This is a genomic window from Micromonospora sp. GCM10011542, from assembly GCF_042650685.1.
Taxonomy (GTDB): Bacteria; Actinomycetota; Actinomycetes; order Mycobacteriales; family Micromonosporaceae; genus Micromonospora.
In genome coordinates, this window is record NZ_JBHSBO010000058.1 from 417,212 (window position 1) to 434,080 (window position 16,869).

20 protein-coding genes are annotated in these 16,869 nt (G+C 72.7%); 6 read left to right on the forward strand and 14 right to left on the reverse strand.

The annotated features are described in order from the left end of the window. Positions 1-38: 38 nt before the first annotated feature. The 11 genes from ACFOW4_RS22690 to ACFOW4_RS22740 all read right to left on the reverse strand — a co-directional run bounded on the left by ACFOW4_RS22690 (position 39) and on the right by ACFOW4_RS22740 (position 8,649). Positions 39-881 carry a RecB family exonuclease gene (locus tag ACFOW4_RS22690; RefSeq protein WP_377531710.1) on the reverse strand — a complete coding sequence of 281 codons (843 nt, stop codon included), beginning with the start codon at positions 879-881 and terminating at the stop codon, positions 39-41. Between the two features lie 147 nt (positions 882-1,028). Then, positions 1,029-1,643 (reverse strand): MarC family protein, encoded by a 615-nt coding sequence (locus ACFOW4_RS22695; RefSeq protein WP_377530913.1) that lies wholly within the window; start codon positions 1,641-1,643, stop codon positions 1,029-1,031. 40 nt (positions 1,644-1,683) lie between these two features. Next, positions 1,684-2,562 (reverse strand): PHP domain-containing protein, encoded by an 879-nt coding sequence (locus ACFOW4_RS22700; RefSeq protein WP_377530915.1) that lies wholly within the window; start codon positions 2,560-2,562, stop codon positions 1,684-1,686. A gap of 47 nt (positions 2,563-2,609) precedes the next feature. Then, entirely contained in the window at positions 2,610-3,878 is a 1,269-nt protein-coding gene (locus tag ACFOW4_RS22705) for a hypothetical protein (protein ID WP_377530918.1), read from the reverse strand. Next, a complete protein-coding gene (locus tag ACFOW4_RS22710; protein WP_377530920.1) occupies positions 3,875-4,744 on the reverse strand; it encodes a SigE family RNA polymerase sigma factor in 870 nt (289 codons plus the stop codon). Before ACFOW4_RS22710 ends, ACFOW4_RS22705 begins: the two co-directional genes overlap by 4 nt. Positions 4,745-4,847: 103 nt before the next feature. Beyond that, positions 4,848-5,723 carry a PH domain-containing protein gene (locus ACFOW4_RS22715; protein ID WP_377530921.1) on the reverse strand — a complete coding sequence of 292 codons (876 nt, stop codon included), beginning with the start codon at positions 5,721-5,723 and terminating at the stop codon, positions 4,848-4,850. A 6-nt stretch (positions 5,724-5,729) separates the two neighbouring features. Then, the gene (locus ACFOW4_RS22720) at positions 5,730-5,888 is read right to left on the reverse strand and encodes a hypothetical protein (protein WP_007455302.1); all 159 of its coding nucleotides are present in this window, start codon (positions 5,886-5,888) and stop codon (positions 5,730-5,732) included. Positions 5,889-6,005: 117 nt separating this feature from the next. Further along, positions 6,006-6,725 (reverse strand): DUF6758 family protein, encoded by a 720-nt coding sequence (locus tag ACFOW4_RS22725; protein WP_377530923.1) that lies wholly within the window; start codon positions 6,723-6,725, stop codon positions 6,006-6,008. 92 nt (positions 6,726-6,817) lie between these two features. After that, positions 6,818-7,447, reverse strand: coding sequence for a TrmH family RNA methyltransferase (locus tag ACFOW4_RS22730; RefSeq protein ID WP_377530926.1), 630 nt, complete (start codon positions 7,445-7,447; stop codon positions 6,818-6,820). Positions 7,448-7,516: 69 nt separating this feature from the next. Next, positions 7,517-8,053: a hypothetical protein gene (locus tag ACFOW4_RS22735; protein ID WP_377530929.1), complete on the reverse strand. Its 537-nt coding sequence runs from the start codon at positions 8,051-8,053 to the stop codon at positions 7,517-7,519. Between the two features lie 80 nt (positions 8,054-8,133). Further along, entirely contained in the window at positions 8,134-8,649 is a 516-nt protein-coding gene (locus ACFOW4_RS22740) for a MaoC family dehydratase (protein ID WP_377530932.1), read from the reverse strand. Between the two features lie 550 nt (positions 8,650-9,199). Between ACFOW4_RS22740 and trxA the strand changes: the two genes are divergently transcribed. The 3 genes from trxA (at position 9,200) to ACFOW4_RS22755 (ending at position 11,057) form a co-directional block, all read left to right on the forward strand. Beyond that, complete coding sequence (gene trxA / locus ACFOW4_RS22745) at positions 9,200-9,562, forward strand: thioredoxin (RefSeq protein ID WP_377530935.1); 363 nt, start codon at positions 9,200-9,202, stop codon at positions 9,560-9,562. A gap of 125 nt (positions 9,563-9,687) precedes the next feature. Further along, positions 9,688-10,128, forward strand: a complete 441-nt coding sequence (locus ACFOW4_RS22750) for a hypothetical protein (RefSeq protein WP_377530937.1) — start codon at positions 9,688-9,690, stop codon at positions 10,126-10,128. After that, complete coding sequence (locus tag ACFOW4_RS22755; protein WP_377530938.1) at positions 10,125-11,057, forward strand: MFS transporter permease; 933 nt, start codon at positions 10,125-10,127, stop codon at positions 11,055-11,057. The genes ACFOW4_RS22750 and ACFOW4_RS22755 overlap by 4 nt, the downstream gene beginning before the upstream one ends. Here the strand turns inward: ACFOW4_RS22755 and ACFOW4_RS22760 are convergent. After that, complete coding sequence (locus tag ACFOW4_RS22760; RefSeq protein WP_377530940.1) at positions 11,021-11,440, reverse strand: thiol-disulfide oxidoreductase DCC family protein; 420 nt, start codon at positions 11,438-11,440, stop codon at positions 11,021-11,023. The two genes, ACFOW4_RS22755 and ACFOW4_RS22760, sit on opposite strands and share 37 nt — an antisense overlap. Positions 11,441-11,532: 92 nt before the next feature. Here ACFOW4_RS22760 and ACFOW4_RS22765 point away from each other — a divergent pair, with 92 nt between their 5' ends. Both ACFOW4_RS22765 and ACFOW4_RS22770 read left to right on the forward strand, forming a co-directional pair. Further along, the gene (locus tag ACFOW4_RS22765) at positions 11,533-12,579 is read left to right on the forward strand and encodes an Rv2578c family radical SAM protein (RefSeq protein ID WP_377530942.1); all 1,047 of its coding nucleotides are present in this window, start codon (positions 11,533-11,535) and stop codon (positions 12,577-12,579) included. 24 nt (positions 12,580-12,603) lie between these two features. Then, a complete protein-coding gene (locus ACFOW4_RS22770) occupies positions 12,604-13,011 on the forward strand; it encodes a CoA-binding protein (RefSeq protein WP_377530944.1) in 408 nt (135 codons plus the stop codon). 7 nt (positions 13,012-13,018) lie between these two features. Here the strand turns inward: ACFOW4_RS22770 and ACFOW4_RS22775 are convergent, their stop codons facing one another. After that, on the reverse strand, positions 13,019-14,905 hold the full coding sequence (locus ACFOW4_RS22775) for a hypothetical protein (protein ID WP_377530946.1): 1,887 nt from the start codon (positions 14,903-14,905) through the stop codon (positions 13,019-13,021). 45 nt (positions 14,906-14,950) lie between these two features. Continuing rightward, a complete protein-coding gene (locus ACFOW4_RS22780; RefSeq protein ID WP_377530948.1) occupies positions 14,951-16,147 on the reverse strand; it encodes an acyl-CoA dehydrogenase family protein in 1,197 nt (398 codons plus the stop codon). Positions 16,148-16,531: 384 nt separating this feature from the next. Here ACFOW4_RS22780 and ACFOW4_RS22785 point away from each other — a divergent pair, with 384 nt between their 5' ends. Continuing rightward, a complete protein-coding gene (locus ACFOW4_RS22785) occupies positions 16,532-16,867 on the forward strand; it encodes a DUF4190 domain-containing protein (RefSeq protein WP_377530950.1) in 336 nt (111 codons plus the stop codon). The last annotated feature ends 2 nt before the right edge of the window (positions 16,868-16,869 follow it).

Below are 16,869 nucleotides of genomic sequence, written 5' to 3' on the forward strand. Positions count from 1 at the left end.
TTCCGCTCACGAGATCAGCGGCACGGCGCGCCGGCCCGTCAGTCCTGGCCGGGGAGCGGCTCGACGGTCCGTTCGACGGCCGCCCACGGCTCCTTGCCCGGCGTCTGCGCGCCGACGGGACAGCTGCGCCGGTAGTCGCACCAGCTGCAGCGCGGGCCGGGCGCCACCGGGAAGGCGTCGTCCGGATCGGCGCCGTCGGTGACCGCCCGTTCGGCGGCCATGATGTCGCGGGCGGTCTCCTCGGCGCGGGTGACCTGCCGGGCCAGCGACTCGGCGGTGTGGTCGTGCCCGGCGACAGTGCCGGTCGGCAGGTGGTGCAGCTCGACCCGGCGGCACGGCCGGCGGAACACCCGCTCGGCCGCGTACGCGTAGAGCGCCAGCGCCTGGGAGCCGCGCGCGTCGTCGGCGTCCAGCCCGGTGCGGCCGGTCTTGTAGTCGACGATCACCAGTTCCGGGCCCTCCGGCCCGGGGCGGGAGTCGATCCGGTCGGCGCGACCGTTGAAGGCCAGCACCGCGGTCTTCACCGCGACCACCCGTTCGACCCCGAGCGGATCCGCACCCGGCTCCAGCGTGTCGACGTACGCCTCCAGCCAGCCCAGCGCGCGGCGATAGGCGGCCCGCTCCTGCTCGTCGTCGCGGTAGCCCTCGCGGACCCAGGTGCCCTTGAGCAGCGTGGCCAGCACCTCCGGGCGACGCCGGTCGGCGGGCAGCGCGTACCAGTTCTTCAGCGCGGTGTGCACGCTCGCGCCGAGCGAGTTGTGCGCCCACGGCGGGCCCTTCGGCGGCGTTGGGCGGTCGACGTAGGAGTAGCGGTAGCGCCGGGGGCAGTCGGCGTACGTGCCGAGCTTGCTCGGCGTGCACACGAAGAGCCGTTCGGGCATGCCCTCGAAGCCGAGTTGCTCGGCACCGCCGGCACGGGGCTGGGGCGCCCGACCACCGGCGGCGGGTCGTCCGGCTGAAGAGGCTCGTCGCACGCCTGCGATCCTGCCATCCACCCCCGACATCCCGGTGGCCCGGTCACCGCCGAGTCAGGCCATGTTCACGTAGAGGGTGACGAAGGCGGCCACCGCGTCCGCGATGAGCTGCACGGCGATCGCCGCCAGGAGCAGACCGGCGATCCGGGTCAGCACCTCGATCCCACCCGGACGCAGGATCTTCACGATGCCGCCGGAGAAGCGCAGCACGATCCAGACCGCGACCATCACGGCGACGATCGCGGCGGCGATGGCGGTGAAGTCGGTCAGCCCGTCGGCCTGCTGGACGAAGAGCATGGTCGCCACGATGGCGCCCGGGCCGGCCAGCAGCGGGGTGCCCAGCGGCACCAGCGCGATGTTCGAGGTGACCTGCTGGCTCGGGTCGTCGGCCTTGCCGGTCAACAGCTCCAAGGCGACCAGCACCAGCAGCAGCCCACCGGCGGCCTGCAACGCGGGCAGGTCGACGTGCAGGTAGTCGAGCAGCGTCTGCCCCGCCACCGCGAAGATCACGATGACGCCGAGCGCCAGCGCGACCGCCTGCCAGGCCGCCCGGTTGCGCTCCCGGGCCGGCAGCGGGCCGGTCAGCGCGAGGAAGATCGGCATCATGCCCGGCGGGTCGGTGATCACCAGCAGGGTCACGAAGACTTCGCCGAACAGCTTCAGATCCACGTGATCAACCTATCCGCGGCACCAGCAGCGGAAACGCGGATCAGCCCGAAGCGACCTCGGTCACCCCACCGGCCTGCGCGACGATCCGCTCGTACGCCTCCGTCCCGGTGGTGAACGCCCCGAGCTGGACCGTCTTGTGGGTGCCGTGGAAGTCCGAGGAGCCGGTGACGAGCAGGCCCAGCTCGGCGGCGAGGGCACGGACGTGCGCCTGCTCGGCGGGGCTGTGGTCCTCGTGGTCGGCTTCCAACCCGGCCAGCCCGGCGGCGGCCAGCTCGGCGATCAGCTCGTCGGGCACCACCCGGCCGCGCCGGGTGGCCCGGGGATGGGCGAAGACCGGGACGCCGCCGGCCGCCCGGACCAGCCGCACCGCCTGGAACACGTCGATGTCCTCCTTGGGCAGCCGGTACCGCTCGCCCAGCCAGTCCGCGCCGAACGCCTCTCGGGTGCTGCTCACCAGCCCGGCCCGGATCAGCGCCTGCGCGATGTGCGGGCGGCCCACCGTGCCACCGCCCGCGCCGGCCAGGATGTCCGTCCAGCGCACGTCGATGCCGTCGGCCCGCAGCAGCGCGACCATCCGCTCACCCCGCTCCTCGCGGGCGGCCCGCACCCGGGCCAGTTCGGCGACCAGCTCCGGGTGGTCCGGGTCGAACAGGTACGCCAGCAGGTGCAGCGGCACCGCCGGGTGGGCGCCGGACCAGCGACAGGACAACTCCGCGCCGCGTACCAGGCTGAGCCCCGGCGGCAGCGCCGCGACGGCTGGCGCCCACCCGCCGGTGGTGTCGTGGTCGGTGATCGCGAACACGTCCAGCCCCGCGTCGGCGGCCGCCCGGACCAGCTCGGCCGGGCTCAACGTGCCGTCGCTGGCCGTGGAGTGCGTGTGCAGGTCGATCCGCCGAGCCGAGCCGGTACGCGAGGTCATTCGCCCGACGCTACCGACTTCCCCGGCCCGGGCGGCGCCCGGAGGCGTCAGGGGCCGGTCACCACGACCGGGCGCTGCCCCTGCCCGGCACCGGCGACCGGGACGGCGCTGGCCGGCTCGCCGGCGAGCACCCGGTCGACCGCGACCCGGACCAGACCGCCGGCGGCGTCGACGTAGGCGGCGTCGGAGCCGGTCGGCCAGGCGACCGCTCCGGTCACGGTCGGGCCGGCCGGCACGACGGGCGTGTCCGGACCGAGCCGGTTCAGGTCGATCAGCAGCGCACTCTCGGCCTGGCCGGCCCTCCCGTTCGCCAGCAGCCACCGCCCGTCGGCGGAGACCCCACCGGCCCCGTCCTGGCTCAGCAACGCGCCGCAACCGGTGCGCTGCGGCCTCAGGTTGCGGGTGGGGTCCAGCACGGCCAGGCAGGGCCGGGGCGGAGTGCCGGCCATCACCTGGCCGATCAGCCGGCCGTCGGGCAGCGAGCCGTAGACGTTCAGGGTGCCGCGGTCGGTCCCGGAGCGCAGATTGCCCGCGCCGGGCCGCCAGAGCACGTACCCGGGGTTCGTTCGGTCGATGCGGACCAGCACGCTGTCGCCGACGAACCCGACGGGTACCGCGGTTGCCGGAACGGGCGTACGCACCGGTCCGATGAGCTGGGTGCCGACCACCCCGGCGACCAGCAGGTCGGGCCCGTCGCGCCAGGCGACCTGCCGGCCGTCCGTCGCGACGGTGATCGCCGCCGCGCCCGCCAGCAGCACCTGCACCAGGCCGTCGCGTTGCACCACCCAGAGCGACCGGCCGGCGGCGGCGGGCGCACCGACCACCAGCCATCCGGACTGGTCGGGCAACTGGTGGGCGCGCTCGGCGCGACCGACACCGGGCAGGTCCAGCCGTCCACCGTCCGCGCCGGTCAACGTCGTACCGACGATGAGGTCGACCGCCGCCCGGGCGGACGGCACGGGCTCCGGACCGGCGACGCTCGCCGTCGGGACCGGCCGTCCGGAGGCGTACGGGTCACCGATCACTACGGTGGGAGTGGCCGGACGACCCGAGTCACCGTCGAGCTGCACCATGCCGGCGCTGACCACCACGGTGGCGGTCGCCGCTAGGGCCAGCCCGGCCGCGGTGCGCCGCCGACGGATCCGCTTGGCCCGGCGGATGGCCTGACCGGCCGGGTCGGCGACGAGCGGGCGCGCGACGGCGACCCGGCGCGAGAGGGTCTCCCGCACCGCCTCCTCCATCTCGTCGCGTCGCACCTCGTAAGGACGCGTCGGGTGGCCCGTCGGGTTGTCGGGCCGGCCCGGAATGACGCTCACCGGTGCTCCCGGGCGCCCGTGCCGACCGGCACGGCCGGCGGTGCGGTGGACAGGTCGGGCGCCGGCTCGACCAGGGCGGGCTCGGATGCGGGCCGCGCGGCCGGCGGCTGCTCCGGCTCGCCGAGGCGCGGACCGACGCTGCCAAGATTCGACACCTTCCGGGCCCGACCGGCCGTCACGTCTGCGGCGCTCCGCTCACGTCCGGGGGCGGCACCCGTGGCCCGGCCACCGGTACCCGTCGCGACGGCGTCCACGACGCCAGCGCCGGGGGCACCGGCCGGGCCCGGCGTACGGCGGGCGGTGGCGGGCCGAACCGGCCGGCGGCCCGGAGCGGGCGTGCTGGCAGGTGCGGCGCCCTCGGGCAGGCCCGGCGCGTCCGCGCCCATCCGCCGGCGCAGCGTGGACAGGGCACGGGAGGTCTGGCTCTTGACGGTGCCCGGGGAGATGTTCAGCAGTGCGGCGGTCTGCGCCTCGGACATGTCCTCGTAGAAGCGCAGCACCAGCACCGCCCGCTGCCGGGTCGGCAGGGCCGTGAGATGCCGCCAGAGCAGGTCGCGGTCGAGCTGCTGCTCGATCTCGTCCACGCCGGCCCGCTCTGGCAGCACCTCGGTGGGACGCTCACCGTGCCAGCGACGCCGCCACCAGCTCGTCGACGTGTTCACCATGACCCGCCGGGCGTACGGCTCGATTGCCTCGATCCCGCCGAGCCGCTTCCAGGCCAGGTACGTCTTGGTCAGCGCGGTCTGCAACAGGTCCTCGGCGGTGGCCCAGTCTCCGGCCAGCAGGTACGCGGTACGCAGCAGGGCGGCGGAGCGGGCCGCGACGAACTCGCGGAACTCCTCCTCCAAAGGGTCCCTGCTCGCCACCGCCCACCTCCACGCCCCGTCCGTTCTGGCAGGTTGCCACGGCCGGGGCGCTCCGGTCGACGGCGAAAGGTGTGCACCTACTCCGATTTTCGGACGGAAACCTTCATGCTCCGTCGTCGGCCTTGGCCTCGTCGGCCTCCTTGCCCAGCCGGGCCTCCACCGCCTGCGGCTCGTACATCTCCTCGACCACACGCAGGTAGAGCTCGTTCGGGTTGGGCAGATTCTTGATCTCGCGGAGGGCCTGCTCCTGGCCGGCGGACTCCAGCACGAAGGTGCCGTAGTTGAGCGCGCGGCCGGTCGGGGTCTGCTCGTACTTCATGTCGGTGACCCGGACCAGCGGCATCATGGCGACCTTGCGGGTGATGATGCCGTTGACCACCATGACCCGCTTGTTGGTCAGGATGAACCGGTCGTACCACCAGTCGGCGACCTTCCAGGCCACCCAGCCCATCACCGCGAACCAGAGCAGCACCGCGATGGTGGTCAGCGCGCCGACGTCCTGCCCGGCGAGGAAGCCGGACAGGTAGCCGAGCACGAAGGTCGCGGCGATGCCGATCAGCAGCGGGTTGGTGAGGTGGATCCAGTGCCGCTTCCACTCGCCCCGGTAGCGCTCGGTGGGGAAGAGGTAGCGGGCGACCAGCGAGCTGGGCTCGTCCTCCAGCGGCAGCACCCGCCGGGGCGCGGTGCCGGCCGCGTCGGCGCGCAGCCCGGCCAGCTCCTCCTCGGAGATCTGCGGCGGTTGGTAACCCGCCTCCGGATCACGGATCCAGGCCCGGCCGGACCGGCCCTCGCCGGCGTAGCCGGGCCCCTCGCCGTAGCCGGCATCGTCCGATAGGGACGGCCCGTCGGAGAAGCCGGCGCCGGTGCCGTAGCCCGGGCCGTCGTCGGGCCCGACCCGGGGAATCGGCTCGGTGTCGCGCTCGCGGCGCTCCCGGTCGGGGTCGTCCGGGTCGAAGGGTGGTCCGGAGGGGCTGCCCATCGGCGGTTAGGCGACGAGGCTGGTGAAGAAGTCGCCGAACCCCTGGGCGATATCCATGATCCCGCCGCCGAGCGACTTGAACACGTCCGCCGCGGAGTTTGGCCGGTAGGCGACGAAGAAGATCAAGAATGCGATTCCGGCCCAGGTGAGGACCTTCTTGACCATGGCGGGCCATCCTCTCGCGCGGCGCCGGGTCCCATTACCGCAGCGGCACCCAGAGTATCAGTGTGGTGTCGTACAGTGAATATCTGCGTCCGTCTTCCGTCATTCCGGGACGGCTTGTCAAGCCTTCCCGTGCAGGTACGGGGACGGTGCGCCGTACACGAGCTCGGGGGGAGTCCACTCGGTCAGGTCGTGCAGCACGACATCTTCCGCGAGCAGGTGCCCCGCACTCGCCGGCCAGGCTATCGCATGCAGCCACATTCCCCGAGCCTCGCCGGCGTACGCACTTCGATCCGCCGGAGAATTGACCAGCCACAGTGGAGTCGGATGTCCGGCCACCCGGATCCGGGCCTGCCCGACGTGCTCCGGGTGCCCGGGCCCAGGGTCGGTCAACGCCCCGGCCAGTTCCGGTCCCGGGTCCGGGCCGGCCAGCCCCGCCAGCCGGGTGCCCAGCCCGACGCCCGGCTCCTCCGCGACGAAGACCAGGTCGGCCGGGCCGCCACCGAGCGGCGCCGGGCCGGCGCAGGCCACGGCGGTCGCCCGCACCCCGGTCAGGTCGTCCCCGGCGTACGCCACGCCGGTCAGTGTCCAACCGGGCGGCAGCGGCCACGGGCACCACAGCGGCGTGCCGGGCGCGCCGGAGCCCGCGGTGATCCGCTCGACCACACTCGCCACGATCTCCGCTCCGATGTGCTCGGGCACGTGCAGCGGCGGCACCGGTCCACACCGCAGACACCTCGACTCGCTGTGCATCAGATCCGGCGCCCGCACCGGGCCCCCGCATCTCGGACAACTCACCGCGACACTCACAACCCCACCGTCCGCCCACGACACCGGCACGTCAAGCGGACCGCCCGATCCGGCACCCGGGGTGGCCGGCCGACACGCCGTGGCGGCGACCCGTCCGTGGGCGCGCCGGACCGGGCGCGGGCTCAGTCCGGCGGCGGACCGGCGTGCGTACGGATCCAGGCGTGCATGGCGATGCCGCTGGCCACGCCAGCGTTGATCGAACGGGTCGAGCCGTACTGGGCGATGGAGTAGAGCCGGTCACAGGCGGCCCGGGCCGGATCGGAGAGGCCCGGGCCCTCCTGCCCGAAGAGCAGGACGCAGTCGCGCGGCAGGACGCCGGTCTCCAGCGGCTGCGAGCCGGGCAGGTTGTCGATGCCGAACACCGGCAGTCGTCGCTCGGCCGCCCACCCGACGAACTCCTCGATCGTCTCGTGGTGCCGCACGTGCTGGTACCGGTCGGTCACCATGGCTCCGCGCCGGTTCCAGCGTCGCCGACCCACGATGTGCACCTCGGCGGCGAGGAACGCGTTGGCGTTGCGGACCACCGTGCCGATGTTGAAGTCGTGCTGCCAGTTCTCGATCGCGACGTGGAAGCCGTGGCGACGCCGGTCCAGGTCCGCGACGATCGCCTCCTGCCGCCAGTAGCGGTAGCGGTCGACCACGTTGCGCCGGTCGCCGTCGGCGAGCAGCTGCGGGTCGTACCGGGGGTCGTCCGGCGGGTCCCCCGGCCAGGGGCCCACGCCCACGTCGAGCTGGTCGTCGGTCACGGTCATCAGAGGGTACGGGCCACCGCGCCGGCCAGCGCGCCGACCCCGGGGCGGTGGCGGGTCGGCGGGTGCCGGTCAGCGCAACCCGAGTGCGCCGCCCAGCCGCTCCAGGAAGCGCCGGTCGGCCGGGCTCAGCGGGTGCTCCGCCGAGCGCTCGCCGGGCGTGGGCACCGCCCGGCACACCCGGGCCGCGACGGACTGCACCCACTGGCGGTACGCGGCCGAGTCGGCGGGGTCGGCGCGCCGTTCGAGGACGCGGACCGCCGCCCGGCAGGCGGAGAGCAGGTCCACCAGATCGGTGAGCCGTTCGGCGGGGGCCGGGGGGCCGTCGTGTCGGGCGTAGATCGCGGCGACCACGGCGCGGACCAGGTCACTGTCGAACGCCCGGCCGGCGGCCACGGCGTCCAGGCCGGCCAGCCCCTCGGCGACGCCCCGGACCGCCCGGCCCGGGCCGGGCGAGGCGGCGGCCACGATGACCCGGCCGGGCAGGCCGGTCAGCAGATCCCACTCGGCGGCGGAGTAGACGGCGGTGGTCAAGGGTGCGGCACGGCGACCGGCAGAGGGCGGCTCTCCGGCGACGGAGTGGCTCATCGGAACCTCCGGCGCCAGCATATGCCCCGAAAGTGGGAAAAGGGCTCCTTCCCCACCAGAACGCGGTGCGGGAAGGAGCCCAGGGCCGACCGGCGGTGCGTTCAGCGCGGCTCGGGGAAGCTGGGCCGCTCCGGGTCCACGCCCTCGGGCACGGCGGCGGCCGCGTACTCCCGCTTGGGGACCATCACCCGGCGGCGGAAGACACAGACCATGGTGCCGTCCTGGTTGTAGCCGCGGGTCTCCACCGACACCACGCCGCGGTCGGGCTTGGAACCGGACTCCCGCTTGTCCAGCACGGTGGTCTCGCCGTAGATGGTGTCGCCGTGGAAGGTGGGCGCCACGTGCCGCAGCGACTCCACCTCCAGGTTGGCGATCGCCTTGCCGCTGACGTCAGGCACCGACATGCCGAGCAGCAGTGAGTAGATGTAGTTGCCGACCACCACGTTGCGCTTGAACTGGCTCGCCGTCTCGGCGTAGTGCGCGTCCATGTGCAGCGGATGGTGGTTCATCGTGAGCAGGCAGAAGAGGTGGTCGTCGTACTCGGTGACGGTCTTGCCCGGCCAGTGCCGGTAGACCGCGCCGACCTCGAACTCCTCGTAGTAGCGGCCGAACTGCATCCTGGTAACCCTTCGACGGGCGGCGATGGAGTTCGGCACAGCATGCCTTACCGCTTGTTAAGGCGACCGCGGGGGCGCGAGCCGGGCGGAAATGTCACACCGGTCACTCGCGAGGGGAGACGCAATGAGCGGCGGGGCCCTCCCCGGCACCCGCCGCCCACGCTCTGATGCGGAAGATTCTGCCGTACGGCACCGTAGGTTTAACAGAGACCGGCGTCACATTTACCCTTTTGTAACACTACCCTCCGTCACGAATGGTGACCGTGGGAGCGATCTCCGCCGACGGGATACCTCCTCGTCAGGCGTCAAGTTACCGATTCGTACCGGTCGATCCGGTGGATCTCCTTGGGAACGCTCCCATCACGGCTGGTCACGCAAAGTACGGCCTGCACTTGCGTTCCGCACCTCGGGACCGACAGATACGGGTCGATGACCGCGGGTGCACGCCGACCGGCTCCCGGGCACGTTTCGCGCACGGCCCGGCGGGAATTCGATACGGTCAGCCCTGGTTCTACGGGTCGTAGGTAAACCGCGGTGATCGGAGAGTGCAATGGCAACCGTTGAGCTGACCTCGGCGAACTTCGACGAGGTGACCGGCAGCGACGGCATCGTCCTGGTCGATTTTTGGGCCGACTGGTGTGGTCCGTGCAAGCGGTTCGCCCCGGTCTACGAGCGCTCCTCGGAGAAGCACCAGGACATCGTCTTCGGCCAGGTCGACACCGAGGCCCAGCAGGAGCTGGCCGCGAAGTTCGACATCCGGTCGATCCCGACCCTCATGGCGGTCCGCGACGGCGTCATCGTCTTCGCCCAGCCCGGCGCCCTCCCCGAGTCCGCGCTGGAGAACCTGATCGAGCAGGTCCAGGCGCTGGACATGGACGACGTCCGCAAGCAGCTCGCCGAGCACAAGCACTGAGCCGTCCCCTGACGGCACTGAGAGGCCGGGCCCCGACGGGCCCGGCCTCTCGTCGTACCGGGCAGTCGGGTCTGTCCGTCGGAGGGACCCGACGCGGCTGATACATCCCGTATCGTCACGACCCGATGGAGACCTTGACCACCCGTGGTCGCGCCGCCCGGCTGGGAGCGACCGCGATCGGCCTCGTGCTGCTGCTGGCCGGCACCGTCTGGGGCACCGACGACAACTTCCCGTTCGGCCCGTTCCGGATGTACTCCACCTCCAACCCGCCCGACGCGCCCGCGCCGGACACCCGGGTGGAGGGCGTCGATACCAGCGGAGCCGTGCTCGACCTCGACCAGAACGCGACCGGCATCCGCCGCGCCGAGATCGAGGGGCAGCAGGACCGCTACGCCGCCGACCCCACGCTGCTCGCCGAGGTCGCCGATGCGTACGCCGAGCGCCACCCCGGCGCCGCCGCGCTGGTCGAGGTGCGCATCGTGATCCGCTGGCACGGCATCCGCGCCGGTCGCCCCACCGGCCGGCACACCGACCAGACCGTGGTCCGCTGGCAGGCGCCGCGGTGAGCCGCTGGTTGACCGAGCCGGTGCCACGCGGCCGGGTGGCCGCCTTCCGGACCCTGATCTACCTCTTCGTCGCCGCCGACCTGGTGATCTTCACTCCCTGGGTACGCACCCGGGCCAGCGTCCCCGGCGAGCTCTACCAGCCGCTGCTGATCGGCCGGATGCTTCCGCTGCCCACGCCCACCCCGACGCTGGTCGCGGTGATCTTCTGGTCGCTGCTGCTGCTCGCCCTGCTCGCCGCCACCGGCCGGGCGCCCCGGCTGCTCGGCTGGGCGGTCTGCGCGCTGTACCTGGAGTGGATGATCATCGCGATGAGCTACGGCAAGGTCGACCACGACCGGATCGGGCTGCTCGTCGCGCTGGCCGTGCTGCCCACCGCCGGTCGGGCCCGCCACGGCGACGCCACCCGCACCGAGGCGGGCGGCTGGGCGCTACGGGTCACCCAGATCGCGGTGATCTGCACGTACTTCCTGGCCGCCTGGGCCAAGCTGCGCTTCGGCGGGCTGGACTGGCTGACCGGCTCGGTGCTGGCCCGGGCGATCATCCGGCGCGGCACCGACTTCGCGGACCTGATCGCCCAGGTGCCGTACCTGCTGATCGTCGCCCAGTTCGGCATCGTGGCCTTCGAGCTGCTCAGCCCGGTGGTCTTCCTGCTGCCGGCCCGCTGGCGGCTGGCCATGGTCGGCTTCTTCTACTCGTTCCACGTGGTCACCATCGCGACCATCACCATCTCGTTCGCCCCGCACCTGGCCGCGATGACCAGCTTCCTGCCGCTGGAGAAGGTCCGCCCGCTGCTCTGGGCCCGCCGCCTCACCGGCCGGCAGGGACCGGACCCGGCCGAGGTTGACGCGGAGCCGGTCGAGGCGTCGCTGACCGCGCCCGCTCCGTTGGTTGATCAGGCGCCGGTGGTGGGGCGGCCGGCTGGGCCGTAGAGGCGTTCCCGCGCCTCCTGCGGCAGTGCGCAGGCCGCGGTGCCACCCGGCAGCCGGTGCCGATTGCGGGCCACCCAGCGGTACGCCGGCCAGGCCGCCGCGCGCGCCGGGGGAAACTGCAGGCCGGCGCCCGCCATCCGCCAGAGCGGGCCACTGTCGCGCAGCAGCTTCGCGATGGCGTCCGGGCCGGCGGCCCGGGAGCCGTCCGCGCCGACCCACTGCACGGCCTCCTCACACTCGGCCGCCGTGAGACCCAGCGCGTCGAGGTCGGCGAACTGCCACGGCAGCACCCGCGCCCCGGTCGGGATGCGGCGCTCGATGAACTGCGCGCACTTCGTGCAGAACGCGCAGTCGCCGTCGTAGACGAAGGTCGACGTCTCCATGCGCTCCATCCTCCACCCCGGACCGCACGATCGGGCACGGGTGTCCGGCGAGTCACTTGCGCTTCACTCGTACGCGTGTTCGAATAGTGGCCATGCGCTGGGACAACCTCACCGCTCCCCCGGCCGAGGGAGTTCCCGAGCGGGCAGCGCCAGCGACGCCACCCCTGCCGCTGGCGCTGCCCGGCGCCATCGCCCGCACCTTCGACACCCCGGAGTTCGCCGGGATGACGTTCTACGAGGTGCAGGCCAAGTCGATCATCAACCGGGTGCCCGGCACGTCCCGCGTGCCGTTCGAGTGGACCATCAACCCGTACCGGGGCTGCTCCCATGCGTGTGTTTACTGTTTCGCGAGAAAAACTCACACCTTTCTCGACCTCGACGCCGGGGAAGACTTCGACCGGAAGGTGATCGTGAAGGTCAACGCCGGCGAGCTGGTCCGGCGCGAGCTGGCGGCACCGAAGTGGCGGGGCGCGCACGTCGCGATGGGCACCAACGTCGACTGCTACCAGCGGGCCGAGGGGCGCTACCGGCTCATGCCGCAGATCATCGCCGCCCTGCGGGACTTCGCCAACCCGTTCTCGATCCTGACCAAGGGCACGCTGATCCTGCGCGACCTGCCACTGCTGCGTCAGGCCGCCGAGGTGACCCGGGTGGGCATCTCCTACTCGGTCGGGTCCGTCGACGAGCAGCTCTGGCGCACCGTCGAGCCGGGCACGCCGCACCCCCGGCGTCGCCTCGACGCCGTCCGGGCGCTCGCCGACGCCGGGTTCTCCGTCGGGGTGCTGATGGCACCGATCCTGCCCGGGCTCAGCGACAGCGACGAGTCGATCGACGCCACCGTGTCGGCGATCGCCGCCGCCGGGGCGGCCAGCGTGACCCCGATGGCGCTGCACCTGCGCCCCGGCGCCCGCGAGTGGTACGCGCACTGGCTGGCCCGCGAATATCCGCACCTGGTGCCCCGCTACCGCGAGCTGTACCGGGCCGGCGCCTACGCGCCGCAGGCGTACCAGCGGGAGTTGACCGCGCGGGTGCGGATCGCGTCGCGCCGGCACGGGCTGCACCGCGGCGAGCACGGCGACAACCGCCGGCTGCCGGAGCCACCACCGCCGCCGGCCGCCGAGCAATTGTCGCTGCTGTAACGCGGGCGGCGTTACAGTCGGCGGGTGCGTACCGCTCAGCAGATCCTCTCCGAAGCCGCCGTGATCGCCGTCGTGGGCGCGTCACGTGACCCGGACAAGTCCGCGCACAGCGTGCCGTTGCAGATGCAGCGGCACGGCTGGCGGATCATCCCGGTCAACCCGTACGTCGACGAGCTGTTCGGCGAGCGGGCGTACCCGACGCTGGCCGACATCCCGCACCCCGTCGACCTGGTGAACGTGTTCCGGCCGGCGGCCGACGCCGTGCAGGTGGTCCGGGACGCGGCGGCGATCGGCGCCCCGGCGGTCTGGTTGCAGCAGGACATCGTCTCGGCCGAGGCGCGGCGGATCGCCGAGGCGGCGGGGATGGACTACGTCGAGGACCACTGCCTCGCCGTCGAGCGCGCCGTGGGCGCCTTGACCCGACTCGGCTGACCTCCGCTCAGGGCCGGATCACCACCACGACGCGCTGGCCGTAAGGGTCGGTCACCACCATTCGGTCGTCGCCGTCGACCGCCATCAGCCAGCGCTCGCGGGCCGGCCGGTCGCTCCACACGGTCTGGACCGGGGGCACCTCGACGAGCGGGATCCCTTCCGGCTCCCGGCAGGACCGGTCGGCGCAGATCCGCAGCGTGGCGCGGCCTGGCCAGGGGTCGGAACCCACCCGGAGGTAGAGGCCTTCCGGGCGGACAGGCTCGACCACCACGTCCCAGACACCGCCCCGGGGCCGGTGAACGGTGGCCAGCGGCTGGACGTCGTCGCACCCGTGGCCGGTCCGGCAGTCCAGAACGTCACCGAGGTCCAGCAGTGCGAGGTCCTCGGGCGTCGGCATGCCCAGGGGTCCTGGACCCTCGAGCGGCGCGATCTCGGGTCGCGCGCACGCCAGGGTGGCGCACCAGCCCACGGAGACCGCACCCGTAGACGGGGAGCGGAAGACGACCACCGGCCGGCCGTTCTCGTCGATCCGGACCACCAGCCTGGTGGGGCGGGAGCCGTCCCGGTCGCTGAGCGAACCGGCCACCAGGCCGAGGCTGGCGACCCGGGGGTTCACGCAGAAGACGTCGGGGCAGCGGATGAGCTTCAGCTCGACATGGCGGGCGTGGTCGGGGGTCGGGGCTGCGGGCTTGATCTCCATGGCGCTGGCGAGCAGGATCTCTCCGGCGGGGGCCAGGGTGATCGCCGCCGCTTGAGTTCCGCGCAGCACCGCCAGCCCGCCCTCGCCCCGCCGGCAGATCCGCTGGACGTCGCACTGCTCCAGCTCGTGCTGGCCGAGGGCGTAGACGGAGCCGTCCGCTCCGAACGCCGCTCCCCCGTACGGTTCGTACATCATCACGGACAGGTCGGTGCGGCGGCGGGTCCGGCACGTGTCGTCGAGGCAGTCGTCGAACCAGCTCTGCCCGACGAGGATCGGCCCGCGTCCCGCCGGCCAGCCCACCGCGATCATCCGATGCGCCCGGTCGGACGTGTTCACAGTGACCTCGGGCAGTCGTTCCGCGGCGACGACGCCGCCGACCAGACCGGCGGGCAGCAGGACGGCAGCGAGTCCCAGTGGAACGGTGAGTCGACCGAGCCGCCGGGTAAGCCCATCGGCCGCGGGCGCCGGCTCCTCGGGGCTGGGGGCCGACGGCAACGACCGGCCGGCCAGGTTGCGATGGGCCACGAGGAGGGTCGACGCCTGGAGGGCCACGACGGCGACGAGGGTCGCGTCCCGCAACAACCAGGCCAGGACGCCCAGGAGGTGGTCGGTCACCTGCTCCTCGAGGCGGGCGAAGGCCCAGCCGTGGAGCAGAGCCGGTGCCGCGACGCCGAACAGGAGTGCAACACCGAGGCCCAGCGCGTTGCCGCGTACGCCCACGAAGGAAGCCCGGAACGCCTCCCTGCCGCGCCGGCCGTCCAGCACCGCAATCGGCAGCACGAGCGCGAAGCGGACCAGGAGCGCGGCGACCGGCAGGGCGAGCAGCGCGGCCACCACCCAGACCAGTTCCTCGGCGGCGGGCAGCACCATCCCGAGCAGGAGAAACGCGACGAGCAGTGTCCCTACCCCGGCGAGCAGAGCGGCGCAGACCGTGGGGAGGGCCCGGAACGCGCGGCGTAGCGGACGGTCGAGGGGTGCCATGGCGGCGACCGCGGCGGTCACCGCCCAGGCCCACACGACGGGCTCGAGGAGAGCGCCGACGACGCCGGCCGGCGGGACGAGCATTCCGTTGACCACCCGCTCCGGGTCGACGCCGGGCAGCGGGAGCAGCCCGGCGAGCACTCGGAGCAGCGACCACGGTACGAGCACCAGCACGAGCGTCGTGAGCGCGAGGCGGCGGTGTGGGATCGGCACGGGGCGTACCGTACGGCGCGGCCGCCCCCTCCGCTGTCCCGGCCGTCAGAGCTTGTACTCCTTGAGCAGGCCGCGGCTGATGATGGTCTTCTGGATCTCCGAGGTGCCCTCGCCGATGAGCAGGAACGGGGCCTCCCGCATCAGCCGCTCGATCTCGTACTCCTTGGAGTAGCCGTAGCCGCCGTGGATGCGGAACGCCTCCTGGACGACCTCGGCGCAGTACTCGGAGGCGAGCAGCTTGGCCATGCCGGCCTCGACGTCGTTGCGCTGGCCGGCGTCCTTGAGTCGGGCGGCGTTGACCATGAGGGCGTGGGCGGCCTCGATCTTCGTACCCATCTCGGCGAGCTTGAAGGCGATCGCCTGGTGCTTCGCGAGCGGCTGGCCGAAGGTCCGGCGCTGCTGGGCGTACTGCACGGCCAACTCGAAGGCACGGATGGAGATGCCGCAGGCGCGGGCGGCCACGTTGACCCGGCCGACCTCGATGCCGTCCATCATCTGGTAGAAGCCGCGACCGACCTTGTCGGCGCCGCCGAGGATGGCCGAGTCGGGCACGGTGACCCCGTCGAGCACCATCTCGGTGGTCTCGACGCCCTTGTAGCCCATTTTTTCGATCTTGCCGGGGATGGTGAGCCCGGGGGCGGTCTCGCCGAAGCCCGGCTCCTTCTCCAGCAGGAAGGTGCTCATGTTGCCGTACACCGACTCGGCGCCGGTGTCGGTCTTGACCAGGGTGGCCACCACCGACGAGTACGCGCCGTTGGTCAGCCACATCTTCTGCCCGTTGAGCACGTAGCGGTCGCCGTCGCGGACCGCTCGGGACTTGATCGCGGAGACGTCGGAGCCGGTCTCCGGCTCGGACATGGAGAACGCGCCGCGCACCTCGCCGGTGGCCATCCTCGGCAGCAGTCGGGCCTTCTGCTCGGCGGAGCCGTGCTGGGAGATCAGGTACGCCACGATGAAGTGGGTGTTGACGATGCCGGAGATCGACATCCAGCCCCGGGACAACTGCTCCACCACGAGCGCGTAGGTCAGCAGGGACTCGCCGAGACCGCCGTACTCCTCATCGATGGTGAGGCCGAACAGGCCCATCTCGCGCATCCCGTCGAGGATGTCGGTGGGGTACTCGTCGGCGTGCTCCAGCCGCTGGGCGTGCGGGATGATCTCCTTGTCGGCGAACTCCCGGACCGTCTCCAGGATCGACCGCTGCACATCGGTCAGGCCGGGCGTCTGGGCGAGTCTGGCCATCTCAGCCTCCGGGGGTTGGCGCATTACTCGTGGGTAACTGAACGCTCGGTCAGTATCGGCCTCGGGAGCGGGCGCGGCCAAGGTGACCAGTCCACACAACCGCTGTGAAAAGGTTCACCGCTGCGGGTAGCGTCCGGCAAGAGGGACTTTTCCGGCGCCGGCAGGAGGGGGAAGGCCGTGAGCTATCCGCCGCCATCGGGACCGCCGGGGGACGAGCCGCCGCCGTCGCCCTACGAGCCACCCCCGGACCAGTCACCGTACGCGCGGCCGACGTCCGGCCAGTCGCCGTACGGGCCGCCCCCGGACCAGTCACCCTTCGGCCCACCGCCGGAGCGCTCGCCGTACGGGCCTCCGGCGGACGATCCGTCGCCGTACGGGCAGCCGGTGTCGCAGCCGCAGGGGCACTGGGGGCAGCAGCCGCCGTACGCCCCGCAGGGCCCCTACGGTCAGTACGGCCCACCGCCGTCCGGCCCGGGCCGGGGCACCAACGTGCTGGCGATCCTGTCGCTGGTGTTCGCCTTCGTCTTCGCCCCGGCCGGAGTCGTCCTCGGTCACCTGGCCAAGCGGCAGATCCGCACCAGCGGCGAGGAGGGCGACCAGCTCGCCACCTGGGGGCTGATCCTCGGCTACGTGTTCACCGGCCTCACCCTGCTCGCCTGCTGCGGCTGGCTGGCCCTGGTGGCCATCGGCAACACCACCGGGGACAGCGGCGGCTACTGACC